A 20374-nucleotide genomic window follows, 5' to 3' on the forward strand; every position below is an offset into this window, starting at 1 on the left:
ACTGCCATATATGATTGATTCTGACCAATATGGGCATTTTGGAACAATGGGTCAACCGGATCAGGGAAAGATTTTGTCACCGGCGCTCTGTCGCGCAGGCCGCGGCTTCCTCGACTGGACGCAAGGCGATCTGGCGGATCGCTCCGGCGTGTCCCGCAGCACGATCAGGGATTACGAAGGCGACCGCCACGAGGTTCACCGCTCGACGGAAGCGCAGCTTCGGCGGGCGTTTGAGGAAGGCGGACTGGCATTCGTTGCCGTCGAAGACGACTGCATTGGCATTTGCCCCAAGGACAAGAACAAACCCGCCGAATGACATCCGGTCATCCGACCCGGATCTTCTGGAACTGATGTCTGTATTCGGTCGGCGAAATGCCGACCTCCTTCTTGAACGCCTTGCAGAAATAGTTCGCGTCCGCGTAGGAAAGATCCAGCGAGACGTTGGTGATCGGCAGATCGCTGTTTTGTAAGAGTGACTTGGCGCGCTCGATCCGCTGCCCCTTGAGGTAGGAAATGAAGGTCGTGTTCATTTTCTTGCGGAACAGTCGGCTGAGATAACACGGGCTGACATGCGCGAAATCCGCCGCATCCTCCAGCGTCACGCCTTTGGAAAGATTGCGCTCGATGAAATGGAGAACGGTTTCGATCCGCTCTCCCGCTGACCCGCCGTGTTCCTGTCCCGGATCGAACAGCGCGTCGGTGATCTGACACAACAGTTCCTGCACCTTGTACTGGCTACGCGCATCGAGGCGCTGGTTTTCCAGCTCCTCGACTTGCCGGGCCATAGGCGCTGTCAGCTTGCGGCCCGTTTCCTTAAGAAGATCGGTCAGGATTTCGGCAAGATCGAGCACTTCGTGGCGCGGCGCCACGTCCTTATGCGCATAGATGTTTTCCAGCCGTGTCCGCACCAGACGCAGGCAGTCACGATATGCGCGCCCTTCGACCAGCGCCCGGATCCTGTCGGCCATGCTGGGGCCGCTATCCTCTTCCTCCTCGGTATCGATTGTCGGGACCAGCCGCAGGCTAGGTCCTGCCTTTTCAGGAGCAGACAAGGCAAGGCAATCGCGAACGCCCTCGAGCAATGCGTCGGTTCGCACCGGTTTCAGCAGAAAACCGTCGGCCTTGTATTGGATAGCAGCCTGCATGATGTCGAAATAATCATAAGCCGTGACGATCAGCACCTTCGTCGCGAGATGCCGCTCCCGCACCATCTGCAGCAGTTCGAGGCCATTGGGGCGCGGAATCTTGATATCGAGCAGCATCACATCGATACGCTCGCTTTCGAGCAGCTTGACCGCTTCCGCCCCGTTTTTGGCCTCGCCGACGATTTTTATGTCATGCGCATTTCGCTCGATGATCGAGCGCAGGGCGCGCCGTTCCAGTTCCTCATCTTCGACAATGGCCAAATTGAACATCAAGATCTCCTTTCAAGCTGAGCCCCACGCCTTCAGAAGTCGAAGGGCTCGAATTCCAGGGGGAAACGCATGCGCACCAGCGTTCCGCGCCCCTGGCGAAAAGGACTGAGAATCTCCAGTCCGTGATCCGTACCGAAATAATAACGAAGCCGGCTATCGATATTGTAGATGCCGATACTTTTGCGCCCGCCGCGATCCGCCTCACCGCGCAGAACCGCCTGTTTGCGTTCCGGCGATATGCCGTCGCCATTGTCGACGATATCGATGATCAGCTCGACCCCGTCGCGATAGGCCGAAATTTCGATCAGCCCACCGCTCTCGCGTGGTTCTATCGCGTAATTGATGCAGTTCTCGACGATCGGCTGCAGCACCATGACGGGACAGAGCACGTCGAGAAACTCGTCCGGCACGTCGAGCGAAAACTCGAACCGGTCACCGACCCGAAGCCTCAGAAGGTGAAGGTAATTGCGGACATGCTCCACCTCCATCCGCAATGGCACGAATTGAGAGCCGCTCTTCTTGAGCACGTAACGCATCATGTCGGCGAAGGCATGCACCGTATTTTCGGTCTCCTGCGCGTTTTCGACCAGTGCAAGCCTGCCGATCGTATTGAGCACATTGAACAGGAAATGCGGATTGACCTGATAGGAAAGCGCCTGCAGTTCCGCCTCGCGAAGCAGCCTTTCGAGTTCGGCCCGCCGTTTCGATTCCTCCGCCAGCCGCAGGTTCTTGGCGTAAAGCTCCTGCGCTACGCCGCGGGAATAACTCTCCTCGACGATATGCGACGCGATATAGAACAGTGAATAGGCCGCCGACCGCAGCTTCTCATAGGAAACCTCATTGATCCGATGATGTTCGTCCAGCAGCGGCTGATGTTCCCGCCACGACCCTTCGATGGGAAAGATGTTGGAGAGATCGATCAGACCTGTCGCTTCTTCATCGGACGTGAGCTTGACCTGGCCACAGATTACCGCACCAAGATATTCGCCGCGCACGATGATCGGGGCCGCGAAATCGACAAGGCTGCAATGACATCGATAAATGGATGGGGAGCCGGTGGAAAGCGCAGTACGGCCACCCACCGCATCGCAGTGGAAACATCTTTCCCGCCAATCGGCGCGGGCGCGAACCGCACGGCAGAAGTCCGAGAAGCCGGACGGCTTTGTCACCGGCACCCCTTCGGGATCGACGATCACCATGGCGACACCCACCGCCGCGCTGAAATTGTCCTGAACCTTCTGGAGCATTTCGGTGCTCATCAGTTCCAGCAATCTCTTGCGCCGCGCAGTCTTCGTTGTAAGCGAACTGCCGGCGGGTCGATCGACCATGCCTGAAAAGACTTCCGGCAACTGCATAACTTCCGGTTTTACCTCCGGCACCGCCTCCTCAGGCTGTCCGCTCGGTCGGTCTGCTCCCATGACCACCCCTCCGCATTTCGGCCAAAATGGCCATAGGACGCGGTTTTCTCGAAGATCGGACGCCTAAGTCCGAGCACATCGATCATTCCGGATACGCTGAGCGGAAAAAGCTCGCGTACCGCCTCCTCAAGCAAACCGGAATCGACCGCCAATTTCTCCGCGGATGATACGGCCACCATTTCCGGTTCCGTCTGACCTATCGCAAACGCCAGAGAAATTTCGCAGTTTTTCGCAAGCCCGGCGGCAACGATGTTCTTGGCGATATACCGCGCCATATAGGCGCCGCTCCTGTCCACCTTGGTGGCATCCTTGCCGGAAAAGGCGCCTCCGCCGTGCCGGCCGATGCCGCCATAGGTATCGACGATGATCTTGCGGCCTGTAAGCCCGGTATCCGCCGCAGGTCCTCCCTTCACGAAACGCCCGGTGGGATTGATGAGGACACGCGTATCGCGCGTCAGCCATCGCCCCATTACCGGCACGATCACCTCTTCCAGCACGCCGCGCAGCAGCTGTTCGCGTTCGATATCCGCCGAATGCTGAGTAGAAACCACGACGCTGATCAGTTTCTCCGGCCGTCCTTGTGCATCGTGAGCAAAGGTCACCTGCGCCTTTCCGTCCGGACGAAGCCATGGCAGAAGGCCGTTTTTGCGCACCTCCGCCAATCTCCGGGTCAGCCTGTGGGCGAAGTCGATCGAGACCGGCATCAGGCTTTCTGTCTCATCGGTTGCGTAACCGTAGAAAGTGCCCTGGTCACCGGCACCGAAATTCTTTTCCTGCACAACGCCCTGCGCGATATCGGGCGATTGTTCGTGCAGATCGACAAGAATGAAGCAACTATCGGCATCGAAGCCGAGGTCAGGGTCCGTGTAACCGATGCGACGGGTCACCTCGCGAACGATAGCTGACACATCGATCCTGGCTCTCGACGTCACCTCGCCTGCGACATGTACCATATTGCCGGAAACCATCACCTCGGCCGCGACGCGTGCCATCGGATCCTGCGCAAGATGCGCATCGAGAACGGCATCCGAAATCTGGTCGCAGACCTTGTCGGGATGACCTTCGGTCACCGATTCTGCTGTTGTGTAGCGCGCGACCATCATCGCCTCCTTGCCTAAGCCCGAGATACGATCCCGGGTCATTGTCTTTTTCACTCAGCCGCCAATCATGCAGTGGAGACCGAGACCTTCGATTGCCGCCTTCAATGGCGTCATGTCTTCGGGCGTAAGGTTGGGAGCGTCCGCCATCGGATACGGCCGGCCAAGCAGCTCGTATTTATTCTCGCCATAAGTGTGATACGGCAGCAAATGCACCGTATCGACGCCCGGCATGAGCTTGGCGAAATTGCCGATCGCGCTCACCGCCTCGACGCTGTTGTTCACCCCTGGCACGACCGGAATGCGCACGACCGTGTGCGTGAGCGACGATATGCAGAGCGCGTTTTCGAGAATGACGCGATTGTCGATGCCGGTATTGGCCTGGTGCACCGCCGGATCGATCACCTTCAGGTCCATCAACACATGATCGACGTAGGGGATGACGTCACGGACGATCTCGCGCGTGGTGCAACCGGTCGTCTCCATCGCCGTATTCCAGCCCTGCTCGTGGCAGGCCATCAGCAGATGTTTGGCGAACTGGTGCTGGAACAGCGGTTCACCGCCGGACAGCGTTATCCCGCCGCCGGAACGACGGTAATGATGCGCATCCTTGCGCAATTCCTGCATCACCTCGGCAATGCTCATCGTCTTGCCCGTCCGCTTCAGCGCCTGGGTCGGGCAGACCGTCGTGCAAGTGCCGCACTTGATGCATTTGCTGCGATCGACGAACCCGGCATTGCCCGGATCGAGTGCCTTTGTCGGACAGACGGGAATGCACTGGCCGCATCTAATGCAGGCCGAGCGGCGATAAAACAGTTCCGGCTCGGGGTTTTGCGATTCCGGATTGGAGCACCAGCGGCAACGCAGCGGGCAGCCCTTGAGAAAGACGATCGTGCGCACACCCGGCCCGTCATGGATGGAATAGCGCTGGATGTCGAAGACGGTGCCTTCCTTGTCATAATCGATCGCGTTCATTTCACTATCCTGTCTTTTATGCCCGGTTCCGGCGCCTCCTCCGGCGCGGTTCAGAATCCGGTCTGTTGCGCCGCCGCGATCGCATCCATCGCCATGCGCACAGACGATGTTTCGCCCATGACCGCGAGCGACGTGACGTGTTGGGGGCAGGTTCCGTAAAGCTCCACGGTGAACACCCCGGCAGCCTTGAGCGCGAGATCCGAGAAGTAGAAAAGATCCGCCACCGGGATCTGCATCAGCCCGACGGAATCGACGCGGTTGGCCTGGACCCAGGCCCTGCCATGCGGCGGCATGCGCCGCTGAAGCATCTGCAGCACGTCGGGATGCGGAGCGTTGATGATACGGGTCGTCATGGCGGGTCTCCTCTCTTCAGCCTTCGTTTCAGGCGACGTCCTTGCCTCAGCGGACGTTCAATGCCTCCACCATCACGCACTTGCGCCGGCGGGCGAAAGACTTGGGCGAGGTCAGCCCCTCGCCGGTCGGCCCGGCGATGGTGAATGTCGTGTAACCCTCGCCGCCGACGCCGATACCGGCATAGGACGGCCCGTTCTTGACGAAGATCGTCGTCTGGATCAGCTTCGCCATCTTGGTGATCTTGCGCACGTCGGTGGAATGGATCATCGCGGTATGGCGATTGCCGTGTTCCAGTTCGACGGCAAGGTCGATCGCCTCGTCCACGTCAGTTGCGCGGACCAGCGGCAGGATCGGCATCATCAGCTCTTCCTGCACGAACGGATGTTCCTTCGGCAGCTCGATAAGGACGACACGGATCTCGGGGCCGACCGAAATCCCGACCTTGTCGAGCAGGTAGACCGCACTCTTGCCGACGCAATTGGTCTGCGGACCGCCCTTGGCGGTCAGTACCAGTTCCTCAAGCTTTTTGACGACGGCCGGGTCCTTGACCAGATAGGCGCCGTTCTTCTGCATCTGCGAAATCAGAAAGTCGGCAATCTGGCTGACGGCGATGACCTCCTTTTCGGCGATGCAGGGCAGGTTGTTGTCGAAACTGCAGCCGCTGACGATGTCTTTTGCGGCCTTTTCGATATCCGCGGTTTCGTCGACGACCACCGGCGGATTGCCGGCACCGGCGCCGATCGCCTTCTTGCCGGTCGACATCACCGTCTTGACGATAGCCGGCCCCCCGGTTGCCACCAGCATGCGCACTTTCGGATGTGCCATCATCGCATTGGTATTGTCGATCGAGGGAGCCTGAACGGTGACGACCAGGTTTGCCGGCGCGCCGAGTGCTGCAAGCTTGCGGTTGATCATCTTGATCGACAGTAGCGACACGATTTTTGCACGCGGATGGGGGCTGAACACGACGGCATTGCCGGCGGCCAGCATGCCGATCGAATTGCAGATGATCGTTTCCGTCGGATTGGTGGTCGGGGTGATCGAACCGATCACGCCATAGGCGGAATATTCGACCAGCGTCAGACCACCATCGCCGCTTTCGGCTTCTGTCTTCAAGTCCTCGATTCCGGGGGTCTTGGACGCGGCAAGCCGGTTCTTGATAATCTTGTCGGCAGCATTGCCCATACCGGTCTGTTGGACGGTCATGGTGGAAATCCGCTCCAGCACCGCCTGATCGAGAAAGACCTCGCGAATGCCGTCGACAAAGCTTTTACGCGCCGCCATGGAGCAGAAAAGATATTGCCTCTGCGCTTCAGCTGCGGCTTCCACGGCTTCATCCATGGTCGCGAAGACACCTTCGCCAAGCGTAATGGCATCTTCATCTGAGATATCGAGCGAGACCGGTGCGGAAGAAAGCGCGCAGTCGCTGCGTTCGCAGCAGGAGCAGTTCACCTCGCCCGCTGCCTTGGTCACCATCCCGTCCGTCACGATGCAGCCTTGGGCGAAGGGCGCAGTCGCATCCACGACCGGCTTTACGCCTCCCATTTCCGCAATGATGCGCGCCACGGTATCCTCGACCGAGGGTGCAGAACTTTTTATCGGAGGAGGGGCAGGAACGGGAGCCGGGGCGGGTGCAATTGCGCCGTTGAATCCGGCAAGCACGCGACTGACTGCAGCGCTGATATCGTGGTCGTTCATAATCCTGTTCCTTCCTTGGGGACCGTTCCCCTTCTTGCGGAAAATCCATCAATCGCATGGCGAGCGATCTTCATGTCTTCAGCGACCGTACCGCCACTGATGCCGATGGCGCCGATCACGGCGCCTCCGGCGCGGCAGGGAATGCCCCCGCCGAAAAGCACAACCTGTCCTTCGCCCGAGCCGTTACCGGCCCCGCTTCCGGTATGACCGACACCGAACAGCATGCCGCCCGGCTGGGCCAGCTGCCCGAGTTCATCTGTCCCCATCCGGTAAGCGGCAGCCGTCCAGGCCTTGGCGACGGCAAGCTTGGTACTTGCGGGCAGACTGCCCTCCATCCGGTGGAACAGCACCGGCCGTCCCTCGGCATCGGCAATGCAGATACAGACCGGCACCGCCATCTGCCGCGCACGGTTTTCCGCACGCTCCGCAACCGCGCAGGCATCGGCAAGAGAGAGGCCAGTTGCAGCAAACGCGCTGCCGACAGCTCGACCGGCCAGTTCGGCAGCAAGTGCCATTTCGATCCGCTGCATGTCGTGGGCGGCAAAATCACGGGTGGCGAACATCGCGCACTCCCCCGTCGGTTTCGACCGTATCGACGATGCCGACAATGCTGGCATCCACCACGGATTTCTGCAGTGTTCCGGCGAGACGGCTGGCGCTGCCGGATGTCACGATAACCGTTTCACCATTGCCGGCTCCGACCGTATCAACGGCGATCTCCGTCCGGTCCTGCGGCTCCAGCCGCTCGTTGAGCCGGGTAATGATCAGAAGCTTCGAGCCCGAGAGGCTCATGTCCTTGGTGGTGGCGACCACCCGTCCGATGACTTTGGCAAGATACATGACTTGGTCCTCACTCCCTCACGAGCGTGATGTCACGCGCCCGCAGTTCCTCGGCTGCGGCAGGCGTGACGATCACGGCATGACCCAGATGCAGTTCCCAGCCTTCCAGGCTGCGCGCCTCGCGCAGGCCGAACACACCCTCGGTCCGGGCGGCGGCAATCTTCGGCATCGCCAATGATGGCGATGGCACGGGCTGGCTACCGCCGACCGTCGCGGCAAGCTTCGCCGCCCAGCTCAGTTCGATCCCATAGTCTGCAAGCGTCTGCAGATATCCGCTCATCACCGCCTGATAGGCAGGGTTTGGCAGCAGCTCGCGGGCGCCCCGATCCCGCCCATTAGGGCAAACGCCGTCGCGGGCAGCGACGATACGCGCCCCTCTTTCGAGCGCTCCCTGAAGAATCCCCGAAAGCGGATCGTCGGCAATGCCCAGCGCGACCTTGGCGGCAAGCGATATGCTCAGCGCCGGAACCAGAATGACGGGGTGGCGGCCGACCAGTTCGCCGGGCTCGCCTTCGATTTCGGCAGCTTCCAACCCTGCAAGCCGATCCGTAAGGAATGGCCTCGCCTCGGGCGCAGTGACCGTCTCGAAAGACCAGCCCGCTGCATGAAGCTGCTGTAACTGGCCGAATGCGGGTTCGAGACCAAGATCCGTTCTGGCAAACAGCACCAGCGCCGAACGCGCCTTTGCCTGCACCCTGCGGCGCATCCGCTCGATGATACGATCGGAAAGAAGATCAAGCAGGATCCGATCGAGAACGGCATCAATGCTCATGCCTGACCTCCATCGTCATACATCGCGATGCCGAGCGGCGTCACCAGCAATGGCTCGACGGGCTTGATGACCCGGCGGCCGGTATGGCTGACGAGAACGGCGGCGAAATCCTTGAACGAGCAGGCGCCGCCGACGACATGGATCGTATCGACTTGAGGATAATCAGCGAGGAAGTCAGAGACGATGCGTCCCATCTTGTCGGCCACCGGCCGGATGATCGAAAACACATCCCGTTCGAGCGCATGATTGAGCTTTTCGGCTTCTGCATCCTCGAACGAAATCTTTCTGGCACCGGCCAGAACCAGCGTCATATGCGTGCCACCGGTCGGCTCGTCGAACGTGGCAACCACCTCGCCGTCCTTGAGAACGGAGATACCCGTCGTGCCGCCGCCGACATCGACCACGGCACCGTTTTTCACGCCCAGCAGGCGTGCGGCGGCCGTTGGTTCGTCGATAATTTCAGCCAGCTCAAAATCAGCCGCCTCGACCACATGGCCGATCGCCTTCGCATTGCTCGGATGGACGCCGGGAGGGATGGCGGTTGCAGCGCGCATGAGCGGCTGGCCCAGCCTTTCCTCAAGCTCGTCCTTCATCCGGCGGACCGCATGAACCGCACCGATATAGTCGACGACGATACCGTCGCGCACGACCGTCGAGCGCCAGGACGTGCCGGCAACCGGGTTGTTCTGCGCATCGACCACCGAAAGCACTAGGTTTGCCGTGCCGAGATCGACGCCGACCTTCAGCCGACCGGGCGCCCATTCCGGCTGCGGCACGATCGTGCCCTGCCGGACGAGTTCCCCGAAAGCCTTGAGCTTGCTGTCGATGGTCGACATGACTTTTCTCCGATCAGACTTTGCGGATCCGCACCATCGCGTCGTTCTTCAGGCCGAAAGCATTGGCCTCCTCGACATCGATATGCATTTCCATGACCGAGGCTTCGGCAGCGCGGATCGTGACATTGTGCATGATGCCCCCGCGCACGCCCCCGATTTCGACGTCAACCTCGTCGCCGTTCTTCAACCCGAGCTTTGCTGCTTCAGCCGGCAGCATGTGGATGTGGCGCAAAGCCACGATCACGCCGCGCTCTTTCTTGATGGTCCCATAAGGACCAATCACCTCGATCCCAGGCGACTCTTCGAGTTTTCCAGACATGCGCAGCGGTGGCTTGATACCGAGGGTGAAACCGTCGGCAACCGAAACCTCGATCTGCGTTTCCTTGCGCAGCGGTCCGAGCACCCGCACCTTGCCGATCTGTCCCTTTGGCCCGCGGATCGTCACCGTTTCCTCGGCCGCATATTGGCCGGGCTGTTTCATCGCCTTCATCCGCGTCAGTTCTGAACCGGGACCGAAAAGCGCGTCCATGTCAGGTCGGGAAAGATGGATGTGGCGGTTCGACACGCCGATCGGCACGAGCCACGGATCGGTATCCTGAGCGCATTTGGCGACCGGTTTTACCTGTTCCGCCGAGGCAGACAGGCTCTGTGCCAGAAGCTCGGCGATCACGCGTTCGATCATGGGTCTGTCTATTTGCATTGTGGTGTCCTGTTCGTCTCACCCGGCGTGACGACCGGGCCTGTCATGGGCGCAACAATCCACCCGGCGGTTTCTGCCGCCGGCGTTCGCTGTCGTCCTCAATGGTCTTCTTTGTCCGGTGCCGGTTACCGCCTGCGATGGCGCCGATCTGCCCGCGATTGCGACTGGTTTGCAGGTGTAGATGTCGCCTCGGCCACCACCTCAGCCTCTGGTTCAAGGGCAGTTTCCTCAATCGTGGAGAGTTCCGGTTCTGCGGCATCAACCTCCTCAACCGGTATTTCGGCAGCTTTTGTCACCGTAACTTCCGGCGCGGCTAATGGCTCACTCACCGGTTCATCCTCGACAGGCAGCGGAATTTCTGCCGCAGCAACTGCTGCGGCAGGTTGCTCCACACCAACCGTCTCCCTGCTGTCCACGATCTTTGCCAGGTCGTTGGCAGGGCGCGCGATGACACGGGTTGAAACGACCCGCCCGACGCGTCCCGCTTCTGCCGCGGCTGCGGAAACCGCAGCCGTGACGGCCCCCACATCACCGCGGAACTTGATAACCGTCATGCCGTCACCATTGGCGAGTTCGTAACCGACCAGAATGACATTGGCGGATTTCACCCCCGCATCGGCGGCTGCGATTGCAGCAGTCAGTCCGATGGTCTCGATCAATCCAAGGCTTTCCTGCGACATGACAGTCTCCTTTCAGGGTCAGATATACGGCTTGGTCGAGGAGGCCACCGTGGCGGGGTCAAGCGTCCCGAGCACCTGCTTGCCGACATCGCGAGCAGCACGGATGGCCTGACGAACGGCACCGGAATCGCCACTGAACATGAAGATCGCTTCGTTCGAGTAGCTCGTGCCGCCATTGCCCGGCGAGGCAAAACCGACCGGGGTAACCGTTGCGGCCTTTGCAGCAGTATCCGCCAGCAGCACGCCGATCGCGGCGGGAGAGCCGACCGTAATGCCGAAAGCCTGGCCGATCGGCGCGCCGAAAGCTTTGTTCAGCGCGTAGCTGGCCCGGGCGGTATACTGGAATTCCAGATGACCGGCTGGCGTGCCATAGACATCACCGAAAGTGCGGTCGAGCTCGGACAGCGTCACTTCAACGGCACGGCGGGCGTCGGAAACGTCCTCTGCACCGAAGACGATCAAGCTGCCGTGGCCACCGCCGCCTTCCGTGTCGCGCGGCAGTTCGATCAGCAGCACTTCACTGTTTGTAGCCTTCACCGCTTCGTCTGCGGCAAAGATATGCGGACCTGCACCGGTGCGTGCGCCGACGATGCCGATCGACCGGTACTTCTTGTCGATCTTCATCTGCTCGTGCAGCAGCGGGTCCACGTTGGCGATCACCAGACCGACGGTATGTCCGATGGCAGTGCCGACGAATTCGGTGAGATTACAGGCCTTCGGTGCCGCGGTGCGGACAGGCTTCTCAGCGGGAGAGGCGGCGACCGGGGCCGGGAAGCTTTCGCTCCCACCCATCTTCCGGATCACCTCGTCCATGAGTTTTTCGACAAGAGCATCCTGCATTGTCGATCCTCCTTCTTGCGTTCAGGGGTTCAGGCTACCTTGTGTTCCGGCAGAACCTTTTCGACTTCCATGTGAGGACGTGGGATCACATGGACGGACACAACCGTGCCGACCTTTTCGGCAGCGACGGCGCCGGCATCGGTAGCGGCCTTCACCGCACCGACGTCTCCACGGACCATGACGGTGACTAGGCCCGAGCCGATCTTTTCGTAACCAACCAGGGCGACGTTTGCCGACTTGACCATGGCATCGGCGGCTTCGATGGCGGCCACCAGACCTTTGGTTTCGACCATTCCGAGAGCTTCCTGTTGCATGACTTAACTCCTTAGCGTTTCGGTGTTCAGACGTTGATGTGATGACCGTTTATCGCGGGTTGGACTATCGTCGGCCCCCTCCCTCCCGGCCTAGCCCCCGGCCCGGCCGAGGAGCATTGAGAGCTCCGCGAGCGTAGGCTTGCGTGGGTTTCCTGCAGTGCAGGCGTCCGCAAGCGCGGCCGCTGCCATATCGGGCATTGCCCGACGATATTCCTCGGCATCCATGCCGAAGCCACGAAGCGTGGACGGGATAGAGAACCGCATATTCAGCGCCTGGATCGCTCGGATCAGCGCGATGACGCCGGCCCGCACGCTCGGCACATCGAGCCCTATGCGGCTGGCAATGCGCGCATAACGACCGGCAGTTTCCCAGCAACCCGGTGCATCGTCCTCAAGCCCCGCGTTCCAGGCTATGACATGCGGCAGAAGCACTGCATTGATACGGCCGTGAACAAGATGCATCCGCCCGCCGATGGCATGGGCGAGACCATGGCTCACCCCGAGCCCCGCTTCGCTGAAGGCAAGACCGGCGAGGCAGGAAGACTGGTGCATCGCATCGCGTGCCTCCATATCGTTGCCGTCGTAATAAGCGCGCGGCAGGTGGGCGAAAGCGAGTTCGAGCGATTTCTCGGCAAAGGCGTCGGTGAAATGTGACGCGCCCTGCGCCACCACGGCCTCAAGTGCATGAGTGATGACATCCATGCCCGTGTCCGCAGTTACCTTCGGCGGTGCCGTGCGGACGAATTCAGGATCGAGGATCGCCACATCCGGCACCATCTCCTTTGCGATCAGCGGAAACTTCAGTCCGTTTGCAGGGTCTGAGATGATGGCGAACGAGGTCACTTCCGACCCCGTACCGCTGGTCGTCGGAATGGCGACGAATTTTATGGTTTGCGCCGTATCCGTTGCCCGGACGACCGACAGGATGGCCTTGGCCGCATCGATCGGCGACCCGCCACCGAGTGCCAGAAGCACCTGCGGACGGAATTCGGCAAAGATACCTGCCCCCTTGGTGACCGTCGCAATCGGCGGTTCGGGAATGGCTTCGTCGAAAACCTTGACCTCGCAGCCATCGAGATAACCAAGCACCCGATCGAGCGGACCGGACTTTGCCATGAACGCATCGGTAACGATCCCGACCCGCTGCCCGCGATAGGCATGCAGCCGATCAAGCAACCCTTCGCCAAACACGATCTCGGTTCGGGGGGAGAAGCTCTTGTAGGAAGGCATTTGTCACCTGTGGCAGTTCGAGTTTCGCGGTTTGTCTGGCTTGGAGAACACGGGCGGGCTTCAACTCCGCCCGTGCTTTTTCCTGTACGGACCCCGCAAATCGCGGGGCCGGGATTGCCGTGTCAGAAATGCTGTTCTGTACGGCTGATGATGTCGTCCTGCACTTCCTTGGCGAGCACGACGAACTGGGCAGAGTACCCGGCCACGCGAACCACGAGATCGCGATGTGCTTCAGGATCCTTCTGGGCAGCAAGCAGGGTTTCGCGGTCGATCACGTTGAACTGTACGTGCATGCCCTTTTGGTCGAAGTAGGAGCGGACTAGCGAGGCGAAGTTGCGCAACCCGTTGTCGCCGGCAAGCGCCGAGGGCAGGAACTTCTGATTGTACAGGGTACCGTTCGAGGCGATGAAGTGGTCGAGCTTGGCCACCGAGTTTGCCGCAGCCGTCGGTCCCAGATGGTCCTTGCCCTGGCGTGGTGAGACACCGTCTGCAAGCGGAGCCTTGGCCGGACGACCGTCAGGCAATGCACCGACATCCTTGCCGAACAGCACGTTGGCCGAGACAGGATAGATACCGGCCTGGAACTGGCCGCCACGCGGATTCTTGTATTTCTCGACTTCGAGGCAATAGATCTGGGCGCATTTGCGAGCGATCAGATCGACGTCGTCGATGTCGTTGCCAAAACTTTCGGCCGAGTCGAGAAGGCGGCGGATGCCGTCATATTTCGACGAACCGGCCGGAGCCGTGATCGTATCGGTCGAAAGCGTGCGATAGACCTCTTCCTTGAGGGCCGTCACATCCATCGATTTGTTGGACGAGAGCACCTTGCGGACGGCCTCGTAGATCTGGCCTTCCGTCAGTTCGCCGCCGCCGACCGCATTGGCCTTCTGGCCGATGGCAAGCCCAAAATTGGCGTCGAGCGCTTCCTTCAGTTCGGCCATGGAGAGCTTCTTTTCGTCGAAGACGAATTTCTTCATGGCGTAGACGGAGTCACCCGTGTCGGCGACGCCGAAGGCCTGCGGACCGGTGAAATTGTAGAGCGCTCCGCCTTCCTGCAGCGACTTGCCACGTCCCATGCAGTCTTCGACCATCGGTGACAGGAACGGCAGCGGCGCGCGTTCGCCATGAGCGATGTCGACGCAGTTGTCTGCTTCGGCCAGATATTTGACGAAGAAAGCCATCTGCTTGTTGAAGGCGTCGTAGAAGTCTTCGATCGACGTCCACCGCTTCGGATCACCGGTGACCGGGCCAAGCTGCGTGCTGCCGACCTTGCCGTCGTTCAGCGTGATTTCGAGAACCTTGGCGACATTGAAGAATGCAGCATCGTGCCAGCCTTCGGTCTTGTGGATCGCCTGCGGCTCGACGCAGCCGACAATGCCGTAGTCGCGGGCATCGGCCAGCGAGACACCGCGGTTTTGCAGCGACGGAATGATGACTTCGTCGTTATAGACGGCCGGAACGCCCAGACCGAGTCGGATGACTTCGGCTGCACGGTAGAGGAACTCGTCCGGCGTTCCCTGCCAGACACGGATGGAGAAGGACGGTGCCGGCAGACGGCAATGCACCGTTGCTTCCATGCACATGTAAGAGACGTCATTGGTCGCATCGCGGCCTTCCGGCGTCTGGCCACCGACGCAGAGATTCTGGAACACGGCATAACCGGCAAAGGCCTGGGCCGAGACTTCGTCGCGGGTCTTGTTGACGTCGTTGAGCTTGATCCAGATGCAGTCAATCAGTTCCTGGGCGAACTCACGGCTGATCGACGTGTCGGCCTTCAGGAAGGGATACATGTACTGGTCGAAACGGCCGGGCGAGATCGAGTGGCCCGAGGATTCGATCTGCAGCATGCACTGGATGAACCACATCGTCTGGCAGGCTTCCCAGAAGTTGGAAGCCGGATATTCAGGCACGAGGCGGCAATTCTTGGCGATCTGCTCCAGTTCGGCCCTGCGCGTCGGGTTGCTTTCGCGGCTGGCCAGTTCCTGAGCCTTTGCCGCATAACGATGGGCAAAGTCGATGGCGGCCTTATAGGAGATGATGACAGCGTTATAGAACTGCTGCTTCTTGATATAGGAAGGATCCATCTGGTCGAGCGCTTCGAGATGCCGGACCGCTTCTGCGATCACACCGCTGAAGCCGATATTGAGGATCTTGCCGTAATCGACGCAGACATGCCCGACGCCGCCATAGAAATAGTTGCCGACCGTGAAGACACCATTCGCGATGCAGTCCTTGGCCTTCTGCGACATGTAGGATGAGGCGAGATCACTGGTTGTGCGTCCCGGCCAGTATTTGAAGGCCTCGCGCAGCTCGTCGGCCGTCTGCTTCGAAATTTCGAAGGGATCGGCAACGCGCGTTGCCATTGTCTCGAATTCCTTCTCGACCCAGTCGAAAGAGAATTCCGGGCAAATTTCGGTCGAGCGCGGGTTCTTGGTGATGGCACCGACGACCAGTTCGTCTTCGCGAATGGTCACCGGCAGCTCGTTGAAGATCTTCTCGACCACCTTGGCACGGCGAAGGATCGGCGACAGGCCTTCGGTTTCCTTATAGGCCTGGGTCGCCAGCACGGCGCGCTCGGACTCGACATGCGGGCGCGCGTCGATGATCTGTTTCTTCAACCGCAATATGCGGTCGGTCGGTTTGGAAAAGCCCTTCTCAATCATTACGTCCTCCAGGAGTGAATGTCGTTCCCACGGCCTCGGGCCAACGGGAGCGCGTCTTGCAGTTCAGGGTGTTGGGCAGTTCAGGATGGTGGGAGAAACCAGGCGTGTGAAATCGCGCATCAGTTTCGGATGCGCCGGCCATGCCGGCGCAGTCACAAGATTTACATCGGTCACGGTATCGTCCGCCGCCACCGAAACGAAGTTGCCGCCAGCCAACCGCACTTCCGGTTCGACGGCGGGATAAGCTGTCAGCTTGCGCCCGCGCACCACATCGGCAGCGGTCAGCAATTGCGGGCCATGGCAGATTGCAGCCACCGGCCGGTTCTCAGCCATGAAAGCCTTGATGATGTTCAAAACCTGCTTGTCGAGGCGCAGATATTCACAGGCGCGGCCACCGGCGAGATAAAGGCCCGCATAGTTCTCCGGCTCCGCCAGCGCGAAATCCGCATTGATCCGGAACAGATGACCGGGCTTTTCCGAATAAGTCTGGTCGCCCTCGAAATCGTGGATCGCGGTCTTGATCATCTCGCCACGGCGCTTGCCGGGACAGACTGCATCGACCTGAAAACCGATCATCTGCAAGGCCTGAAACGGCACCATCGCTTCATAATCCTCGGTGAAATCACCGACGATCATCAGGATCCTGTTGTCGTTGAGCTTTGCCATGAATTTCACTGTCTGCCAGGGTCGTTCGTTGATCGTCCGGCCCGGCGCCTCCTGTTGAAAAGGTAGGCCCGCAGTACTTGGAGGGTCAACGAGACCGCCTTGACCAGCGCGGGTAAATAATTGACCTGACAGGGAAAATCGGAAAACACCTTAGAAATGAGGCGGTTCGGTTGATTGCCGGCGCATTTCGGCGAAAAGGACATGACAAGGGATCACCACATGCGGTGTTTTCTTGTCATTGAAGAAGGCAACCGGAACAGCGCCTAGGCTGTTCCGCCGGGTGAAAAAGCCTGCGACCAAAAGCGCAAGCCACTGATATCCATAAAATTTTCTCGGAGCAGCCGGCATCACGATCCCTGCTGTCAAGAAACTACCCATCAAGGCCAAACCCGTTGCGTTGACCCTTTCGACGGCGTCTCGATAATCTTCGCCTTGATCGACATTCCTTAAAACATGGAGTTCGCAACACGCATTAGCGCTTGCGACGGCCGGGCCTTTGCGCGCCGCCAATGGGGACATGCGCGCGGAGAATACAGGAATGTGCGGTCGGGACATGAGGTGAGAGGTGTCCGCGAGATTTTGGACAGGTGAAGGCCGGAGCGGCGAGCGCCGATACCCCGGCATCCCAAGGAGGAAATGGAATGACAATGCTCGGTCTGCTCGTCGCTTTCGGCGGCGGGATATTCGGCGCCGCAATCGGCGCCTTGCCTGCTTTCGCCTTCGTCGGCATCCTGACGATGCTCGGCGTCGCCATCCAGCTTGCGGTTGCCCCCGCAGCCACGGATTTTTTCGGTATCTCTTTCGGCGTATTCGGCCCCCATGTGGGTGGCTTCGCCTCGGGTGTTGCCGCCGCAGCCTATGCCGCGAGCAAAGGCAAGCTTGATACCGGCCGCAATATCGTGACTGCCGGCATGGGTCTCAACAGCCCGGATGTGCTGCTCGTCGGCGGCGCCTTCGGCATCGTCGGTTATGTCATCTTCTGGCTGCTCACCATGGTGCCGAATTTTTCGCCCACGCTCGCCTGGACCGACCTGCCCGGCATGACCGTCGTTATCTCGGCATTCATCGCCCGCTTCATCTGGGGCACCTGCGGCCTCTGCGGCAAGGCCGAACCCGGCCACAAGTTCTTCGCACCGACCGACGCCACCAAATGGCTGGTCTTCCAGAGTGGTGTCGGACAGCTGGTGATGATCGGCATCGGTGGCGGCCTGCTCGGCGGATGGCTTGGGCTTACATATGGCACGCCGGGCGCGCTTCTCGCCTTCGGCATCGCCGCGTCCAGCCTGTTGTTCCTGACTGTTGGCGTGCTGACACCGGTGACCCACCACATCATGCTGCCGGCCGCCATCGTCGGGGCGTCCTCGGGCAGCATCCTGTGGGCAGCGATTGCAGGCCTCGCCTGCGCCTTCGTCGGGGAGTTCTTCGCCCGGCTGTTTCTCTGCCACGGCGATACGCATATCGACCCGCCCGCCTGCACAATCGCGTTGATGACGCTTGTCTTCAATGGCCTGACCTTCCTCGGCTTCTGGGCTCTGATCCCTTTGCCGGTATGAAAAGGGCCATCCGGCCCCAGGCGGTGCGATAATCCCTCCCGATCGCGCCGCCACCATATGCCCCGGTGAAGCCGGTCAGGCTGTTTGAATCCGGCACGGCCTCCTGACTGCTTTCGATAAAAAACGTGCCCCGATCGCTCGGGGCACGTCGATATTTCTTCACCCGAAGGTTTCCACCTTGCGGGCCTGGATAAGGCTCAGGCCTTGTCGAGGAACGCCTCGAGGCGTGCGAAGGAGAAGGGCTCTGCGGTGAGGTAACGAAAATCCTCAGCAACCTTGGCGCGCAGCAGCGGCGTATCGATCGACCGACCCCAGAAGGCGGTGTCCTGCAGATAAGCCGCAACCATGGCCTCAAGCCCCGCATCCGTCCCGTCATCAAGCGCGCCGATAGTTTTGATCCGCTCGATCACCTCAGCCGCATCACGCGGCGCAAACGCCTCCGATCCCTTGAACCTGCCGAGATAGAAAGCCAGCCACGATGCCAGCGATAGTGTCATCAGCGGTGCCGGCTTGCCGAACTTTTCCTGATAGGCCAGCAGCCGTTCAAGATTGCGCGTCTGGTATTTGACGATGCCGTTGAGGCTGATGTCGTACCAGAGATGGCGGATATAGGGGTTCTGGAACCGGCGCAGCACGGCTGCGGCAAATTCCTCAAGCTCGGCCTTCGGCAGGGTCAGGAACGGAATGACTTCCTCGTTGAGAAGCCGGTCGAGGAACTTCGCACCTGCCGGTTCCGATACCGCCTCGCCGACGGACTCGATGCCGGCCAGAAGCGAGAGAGCGCAAAGACCTGTATGCGCGCCGTTGAGGATCGCCACCTTGCGCGCCTTGTAGGGCGTCGCATCCTCGACGACGATCGTTCCCTCGTCATGGTCGGCAAGCGGGATCCGCAGATCCGGCATGCCCGGCTTTTTCTCGATAACGAAGAAATGGAAGAGTTCCGCCGCGGACATGAACTTGTCCTCGTAGCCGAGCTCCTCGATAAGGGCATCGGCCTCGGCACGAGGAAAGCCGGGCACAATCCGGTCGACCAGCGTGTTGTAGAAGGCATTGTCCTTTTCCAGCCAGGTGATGAAGGCCGGATCGAGCTTCCATTCGTTGGCATGCTGCAGAACGATCCGGCGCAGTTCGTCACCATTGTGATCGATGAGTTCGCAGGCGATCATCTGCAACCCGGCTTCGGGCTTTCCGTCGAATGCCGTCCAGCGCTCGAAAAGGAAGCGGGTCAGCTTGCCCGGGAATGAGACCTGTGGTGCGTCTTCAAATGTCACCGTCGGGACATAGGCAATGCCGGCATCCGTCGTATTCGACACGACGACGGTGATGTTGGGATCATGCGCCAGCGCCAGCACATCCTGCCAGCTCTCATGCGAGGGAATTTCCTGGCGCACGCAGGCGATCAGCCGCGGCTCGGAGACCTTCTCGCCGGCATCGTTCACGCCACGCGACAGAACCGTATAAACGCCGTCCTGTTCGTTCAACGTGAACGGCAGGCCACCTGCGATCGGGCGAAGAACGATCACCCCCCAGTCCGCACCGGCCTTTTCGTTCAGAAGGTCGATCTTCCAATCGACGAAGGAGCGCAGAAAATTGCCTTCCCCCCACTGCAGAACACGCGGGGTCGGGCGCGCACGGCCGTTCAGAAAGCTCTCATCGAGACGTTTCATATGTTTTTCCTTGATGCAAAGGCATTGATGAAAGAGTGACCCGCGATTTGAAGATGACGGCATCGTGGATGTCTTTGATCTCGCTACGTGTCGCAGCGCCATTTGCAATTTTCAGGACATATTCGATGAGCAGAATAGAAGGCGACATCTTGCGCAAGCCTTCATGAGCGGCCGCATGATGCGTTTAAACTTCCGCGGGCAGATCGTTATGCCGCAGCTTTTGCAGACATCAACCTTAGGCTTGTCCGCGATGACAGACCCAAACGACTTTCAAAGCCTGCCATACCCATCTAATTCACTGAAATTATTATCATAAAAATCGAAAAATGGATGAAGTCATCAAGCGCAATCGGTAACGATGGTGTATCATAAAACCGGGCGCTGAATGGTTTTCGGCAGTCGCAGAGCCAAGGCCTGGATCAATCTCGACATGCTTGCATGCATCTCGATAGCTGCAGAAAAACGGACGCCAGACCAGGACGGAATGTCTCGGAAAGCTGCTGGCGACATCTGGTCGCGCCGTAAACTTGAGATCACAAACGAGAAGATACTAAAATCGCCGTCACAGAGGAAAATAACGCCAGTCGAACAGAGAGGCCTGACAACGCGATCCGGGGCTCAACCAGTAGATTAGGCATGACCCTCTCCGCCGCACC

21 protein-coding genes are annotated in these 20374 nt (G+C 59.9%); 2 read left to right on the forward strand and 19 right to left on the reverse strand.

Translation table 11 applies throughout. The annotated features are described in order from the left end of the window. The first annotated feature begins 1 nt into the window (after position 1). Complete coding sequence (locus tag FHP24_RS24610) at positions 2-316, forward strand: helix-turn-helix domain-containing protein (RefSeq protein WP_139678882.1); 315 nt, start codon at positions 2-4, stop codon at positions 314-316. Positions 317-323: 7 nt separating this feature from the next. Here FHP24_RS24610 and FHP24_RS24615 read toward each other — a convergent pair whose 3' ends face one another. The 18 genes from FHP24_RS24615 to FHP24_RS24700 form a co-directional block, all read right to left on the reverse strand. Continuing rightward, positions 324-1415, reverse strand: coding sequence for a response regulator (locus FHP24_RS24615; protein WP_139678883.1), 1092 nt, complete (start codon positions 1413-1415; stop codon positions 324-326). Positions 1416-1447: 32 nt separating this feature from the next. Further along, positions 1448-2833 (reverse strand): sensor histidine kinase, encoded by a 1386-nt coding sequence (locus FHP24_RS24620; RefSeq protein ID WP_246091917.1) that lies wholly within the window; start codon positions 2831-2833, stop codon positions 1448-1450. Continuing rightward, positions 2782-3975 (reverse strand): methionine adenosyltransferase, encoded by a 1194-nt coding sequence (metK, locus tag FHP24_RS24625; protein WP_449224057.1) that lies wholly within the window; start codon positions 3973-3975, stop codon positions 2782-2784. The genes FHP24_RS24620 and metK overlap by 52 nt, the downstream gene beginning before the upstream one ends. Positions 3976-3987: 12 nt before the next feature. After that, on the reverse strand, positions 3988-4905 hold the full coding sequence (locus tag FHP24_RS24630) for a glycyl-radical enzyme activating protein (protein WP_139678884.1): 918 nt from the start codon (positions 4903-4905) through the stop codon (positions 3988-3990). A gap of 50 nt (positions 4906-4955) precedes the next feature. Next, complete coding sequence (locus FHP24_RS24635; protein WP_139678885.1) at positions 4956-5258, reverse strand: BMC domain-containing protein; 303 nt, start codon at positions 5256-5258, stop codon at positions 4956-4958. A 46-nt stretch (positions 5259-5304) separates the two neighbouring features. Continuing rightward, positions 5305-6957, reverse strand: a complete 1653-nt coding sequence (locus tag FHP24_RS24640) for an aldehyde dehydrogenase family protein (RefSeq protein WP_139678886.1) — start codon at positions 6955-6957, stop codon at positions 5305-5307. Next, on the reverse strand, positions 6954-7520 hold the full coding sequence (locus FHP24_RS24645; protein WP_180356114.1) for a GlcG/HbpS family heme-binding protein: 567 nt from the start codon (positions 7518-7520) through the stop codon (positions 6954-6956). Before FHP24_RS24645 ends, FHP24_RS24640 begins: the two co-directional genes overlap by 4 nt. Next, a complete protein-coding gene (locus tag FHP24_RS24650; RefSeq protein ID WP_139678887.1) occupies positions 7504-7797 on the reverse strand; it encodes a EutN/CcmL family microcompartment protein in 294 nt (97 codons plus the stop codon). The genes FHP24_RS24645 and FHP24_RS24650 overlap by 17 nt, the downstream gene beginning before the upstream one ends. 10 nt (positions 7798-7807) lie before the next feature. Beyond that, the gene (locus FHP24_RS24655) at positions 7808-8569 is read right to left on the reverse strand and encodes a hypothetical protein (protein ID WP_139678888.1); all 762 of its coding nucleotides are present in this window, start codon (positions 8567-8569) and stop codon (positions 7808-7810) included. Further along, positions 8566-9405 (reverse strand): ethanolamine utilization protein EutJ, encoded by an 840-nt coding sequence (gene eutJ, locus FHP24_RS24660; protein WP_139678889.1) that lies wholly within the window; start codon positions 9403-9405, stop codon positions 8566-8568. Before eutJ ends, FHP24_RS24655 begins: the two co-directional genes overlap by 4 nt. A gap of 13 nt (positions 9406-9418) precedes the next feature. After that, on the reverse strand, positions 9419-10105 hold the full coding sequence (locus FHP24_RS24665; protein ID WP_139678890.1) for a phosphate propanoyltransferase: 687 nt from the start codon (positions 10103-10105) through the stop codon (positions 9419-9421). A 125-nt stretch (positions 10106-10230) separates the two neighbouring features. Then, positions 10231-10785 (reverse strand): BMC domain-containing protein, encoded by a 555-nt coding sequence (locus tag FHP24_RS29455; protein WP_139678891.1) that lies wholly within the window; start codon positions 10783-10785, stop codon positions 10231-10233. Between the two features lie 18 nt (positions 10786-10803). Beyond that, complete coding sequence (gene pduB / locus FHP24_RS24675; protein WP_139678892.1) at positions 10804-11625, reverse strand: propanediol utilization microcompartment protein PduB; 822 nt, start codon at positions 11623-11625, stop codon at positions 10804-10806. A 29-nt stretch (positions 11626-11654) separates the two neighbouring features. Then, entirely contained in the window at positions 11655-11939 is a 285-nt protein-coding gene (gene pduA / locus FHP24_RS24680) for a propanediol utilization microcompartment protein PduA (RefSeq protein ID WP_139678893.1), read from the reverse strand. A gap of 90 nt (positions 11940-12029) precedes the next feature. Beyond that, on the reverse strand, positions 12030-13169 hold the full coding sequence (locus FHP24_RS24685) for a 1-propanol dehydrogenase PduQ (RefSeq protein WP_139678894.1): 1140 nt from the start codon (positions 13167-13169) through the stop codon (positions 12030-12032). 122 nt (positions 13170-13291) lie between these two features. After that, positions 13292-15832 (reverse strand): glycyl radical protein, encoded by a 2541-nt coding sequence (locus tag FHP24_RS24690; RefSeq protein WP_139678895.1) that lies wholly within the window; start codon positions 15830-15832, stop codon positions 13292-13294. A gap of 63 nt (positions 15833-15895) precedes the next feature. After that, positions 15896-16498, reverse strand: a complete 603-nt coding sequence (locus FHP24_RS24695; protein WP_139678896.1) for a DJ-1/PfpI family protein — start codon at positions 16496-16498, stop codon at positions 15896-15898. A 150-nt stretch (positions 16499-16648) separates the two neighbouring features. Beyond that, a complete protein-coding gene (locus FHP24_RS24700) occupies positions 16649-17053 on the reverse strand; it encodes a hypothetical protein (RefSeq protein ID WP_139678897.1) in 405 nt (134 codons plus the stop codon). Positions 17054-17139: 86 nt separating this feature from the next. Between FHP24_RS24700 and FHP24_RS24705 the strand changes: the two genes are divergently transcribed. Next, entirely contained in the window at positions 17140-18051 is a 912-nt protein-coding gene (locus FHP24_RS24705; RefSeq protein ID WP_139678898.1) for a permease, read from the forward strand. Positions 18052-18248: 197 nt separating this feature from the next. On the opposite strand, the gene FHP24_RS24710 is transcribed toward FHP24_RS24705, so the two are convergent. Beyond that, on the reverse strand, positions 18249-19718 hold the full coding sequence (locus FHP24_RS24710; RefSeq protein WP_139678899.1) for a tagaturonate reductase: 1470 nt from the start codon (positions 19716-19718) through the stop codon (positions 18249-18251). Between the last annotated feature and the right edge of the window lie 656 nt (positions 19719-20374).

The organism is Aliirhizobium smilacinae (genome assembly GCF_006335145.1).
Classification (GTDB): Bacteria; Pseudomonadota; Alphaproteobacteria; order Rhizobiales; family Rhizobiaceae; genus Neorhizobium; species Neorhizobium smilacinae.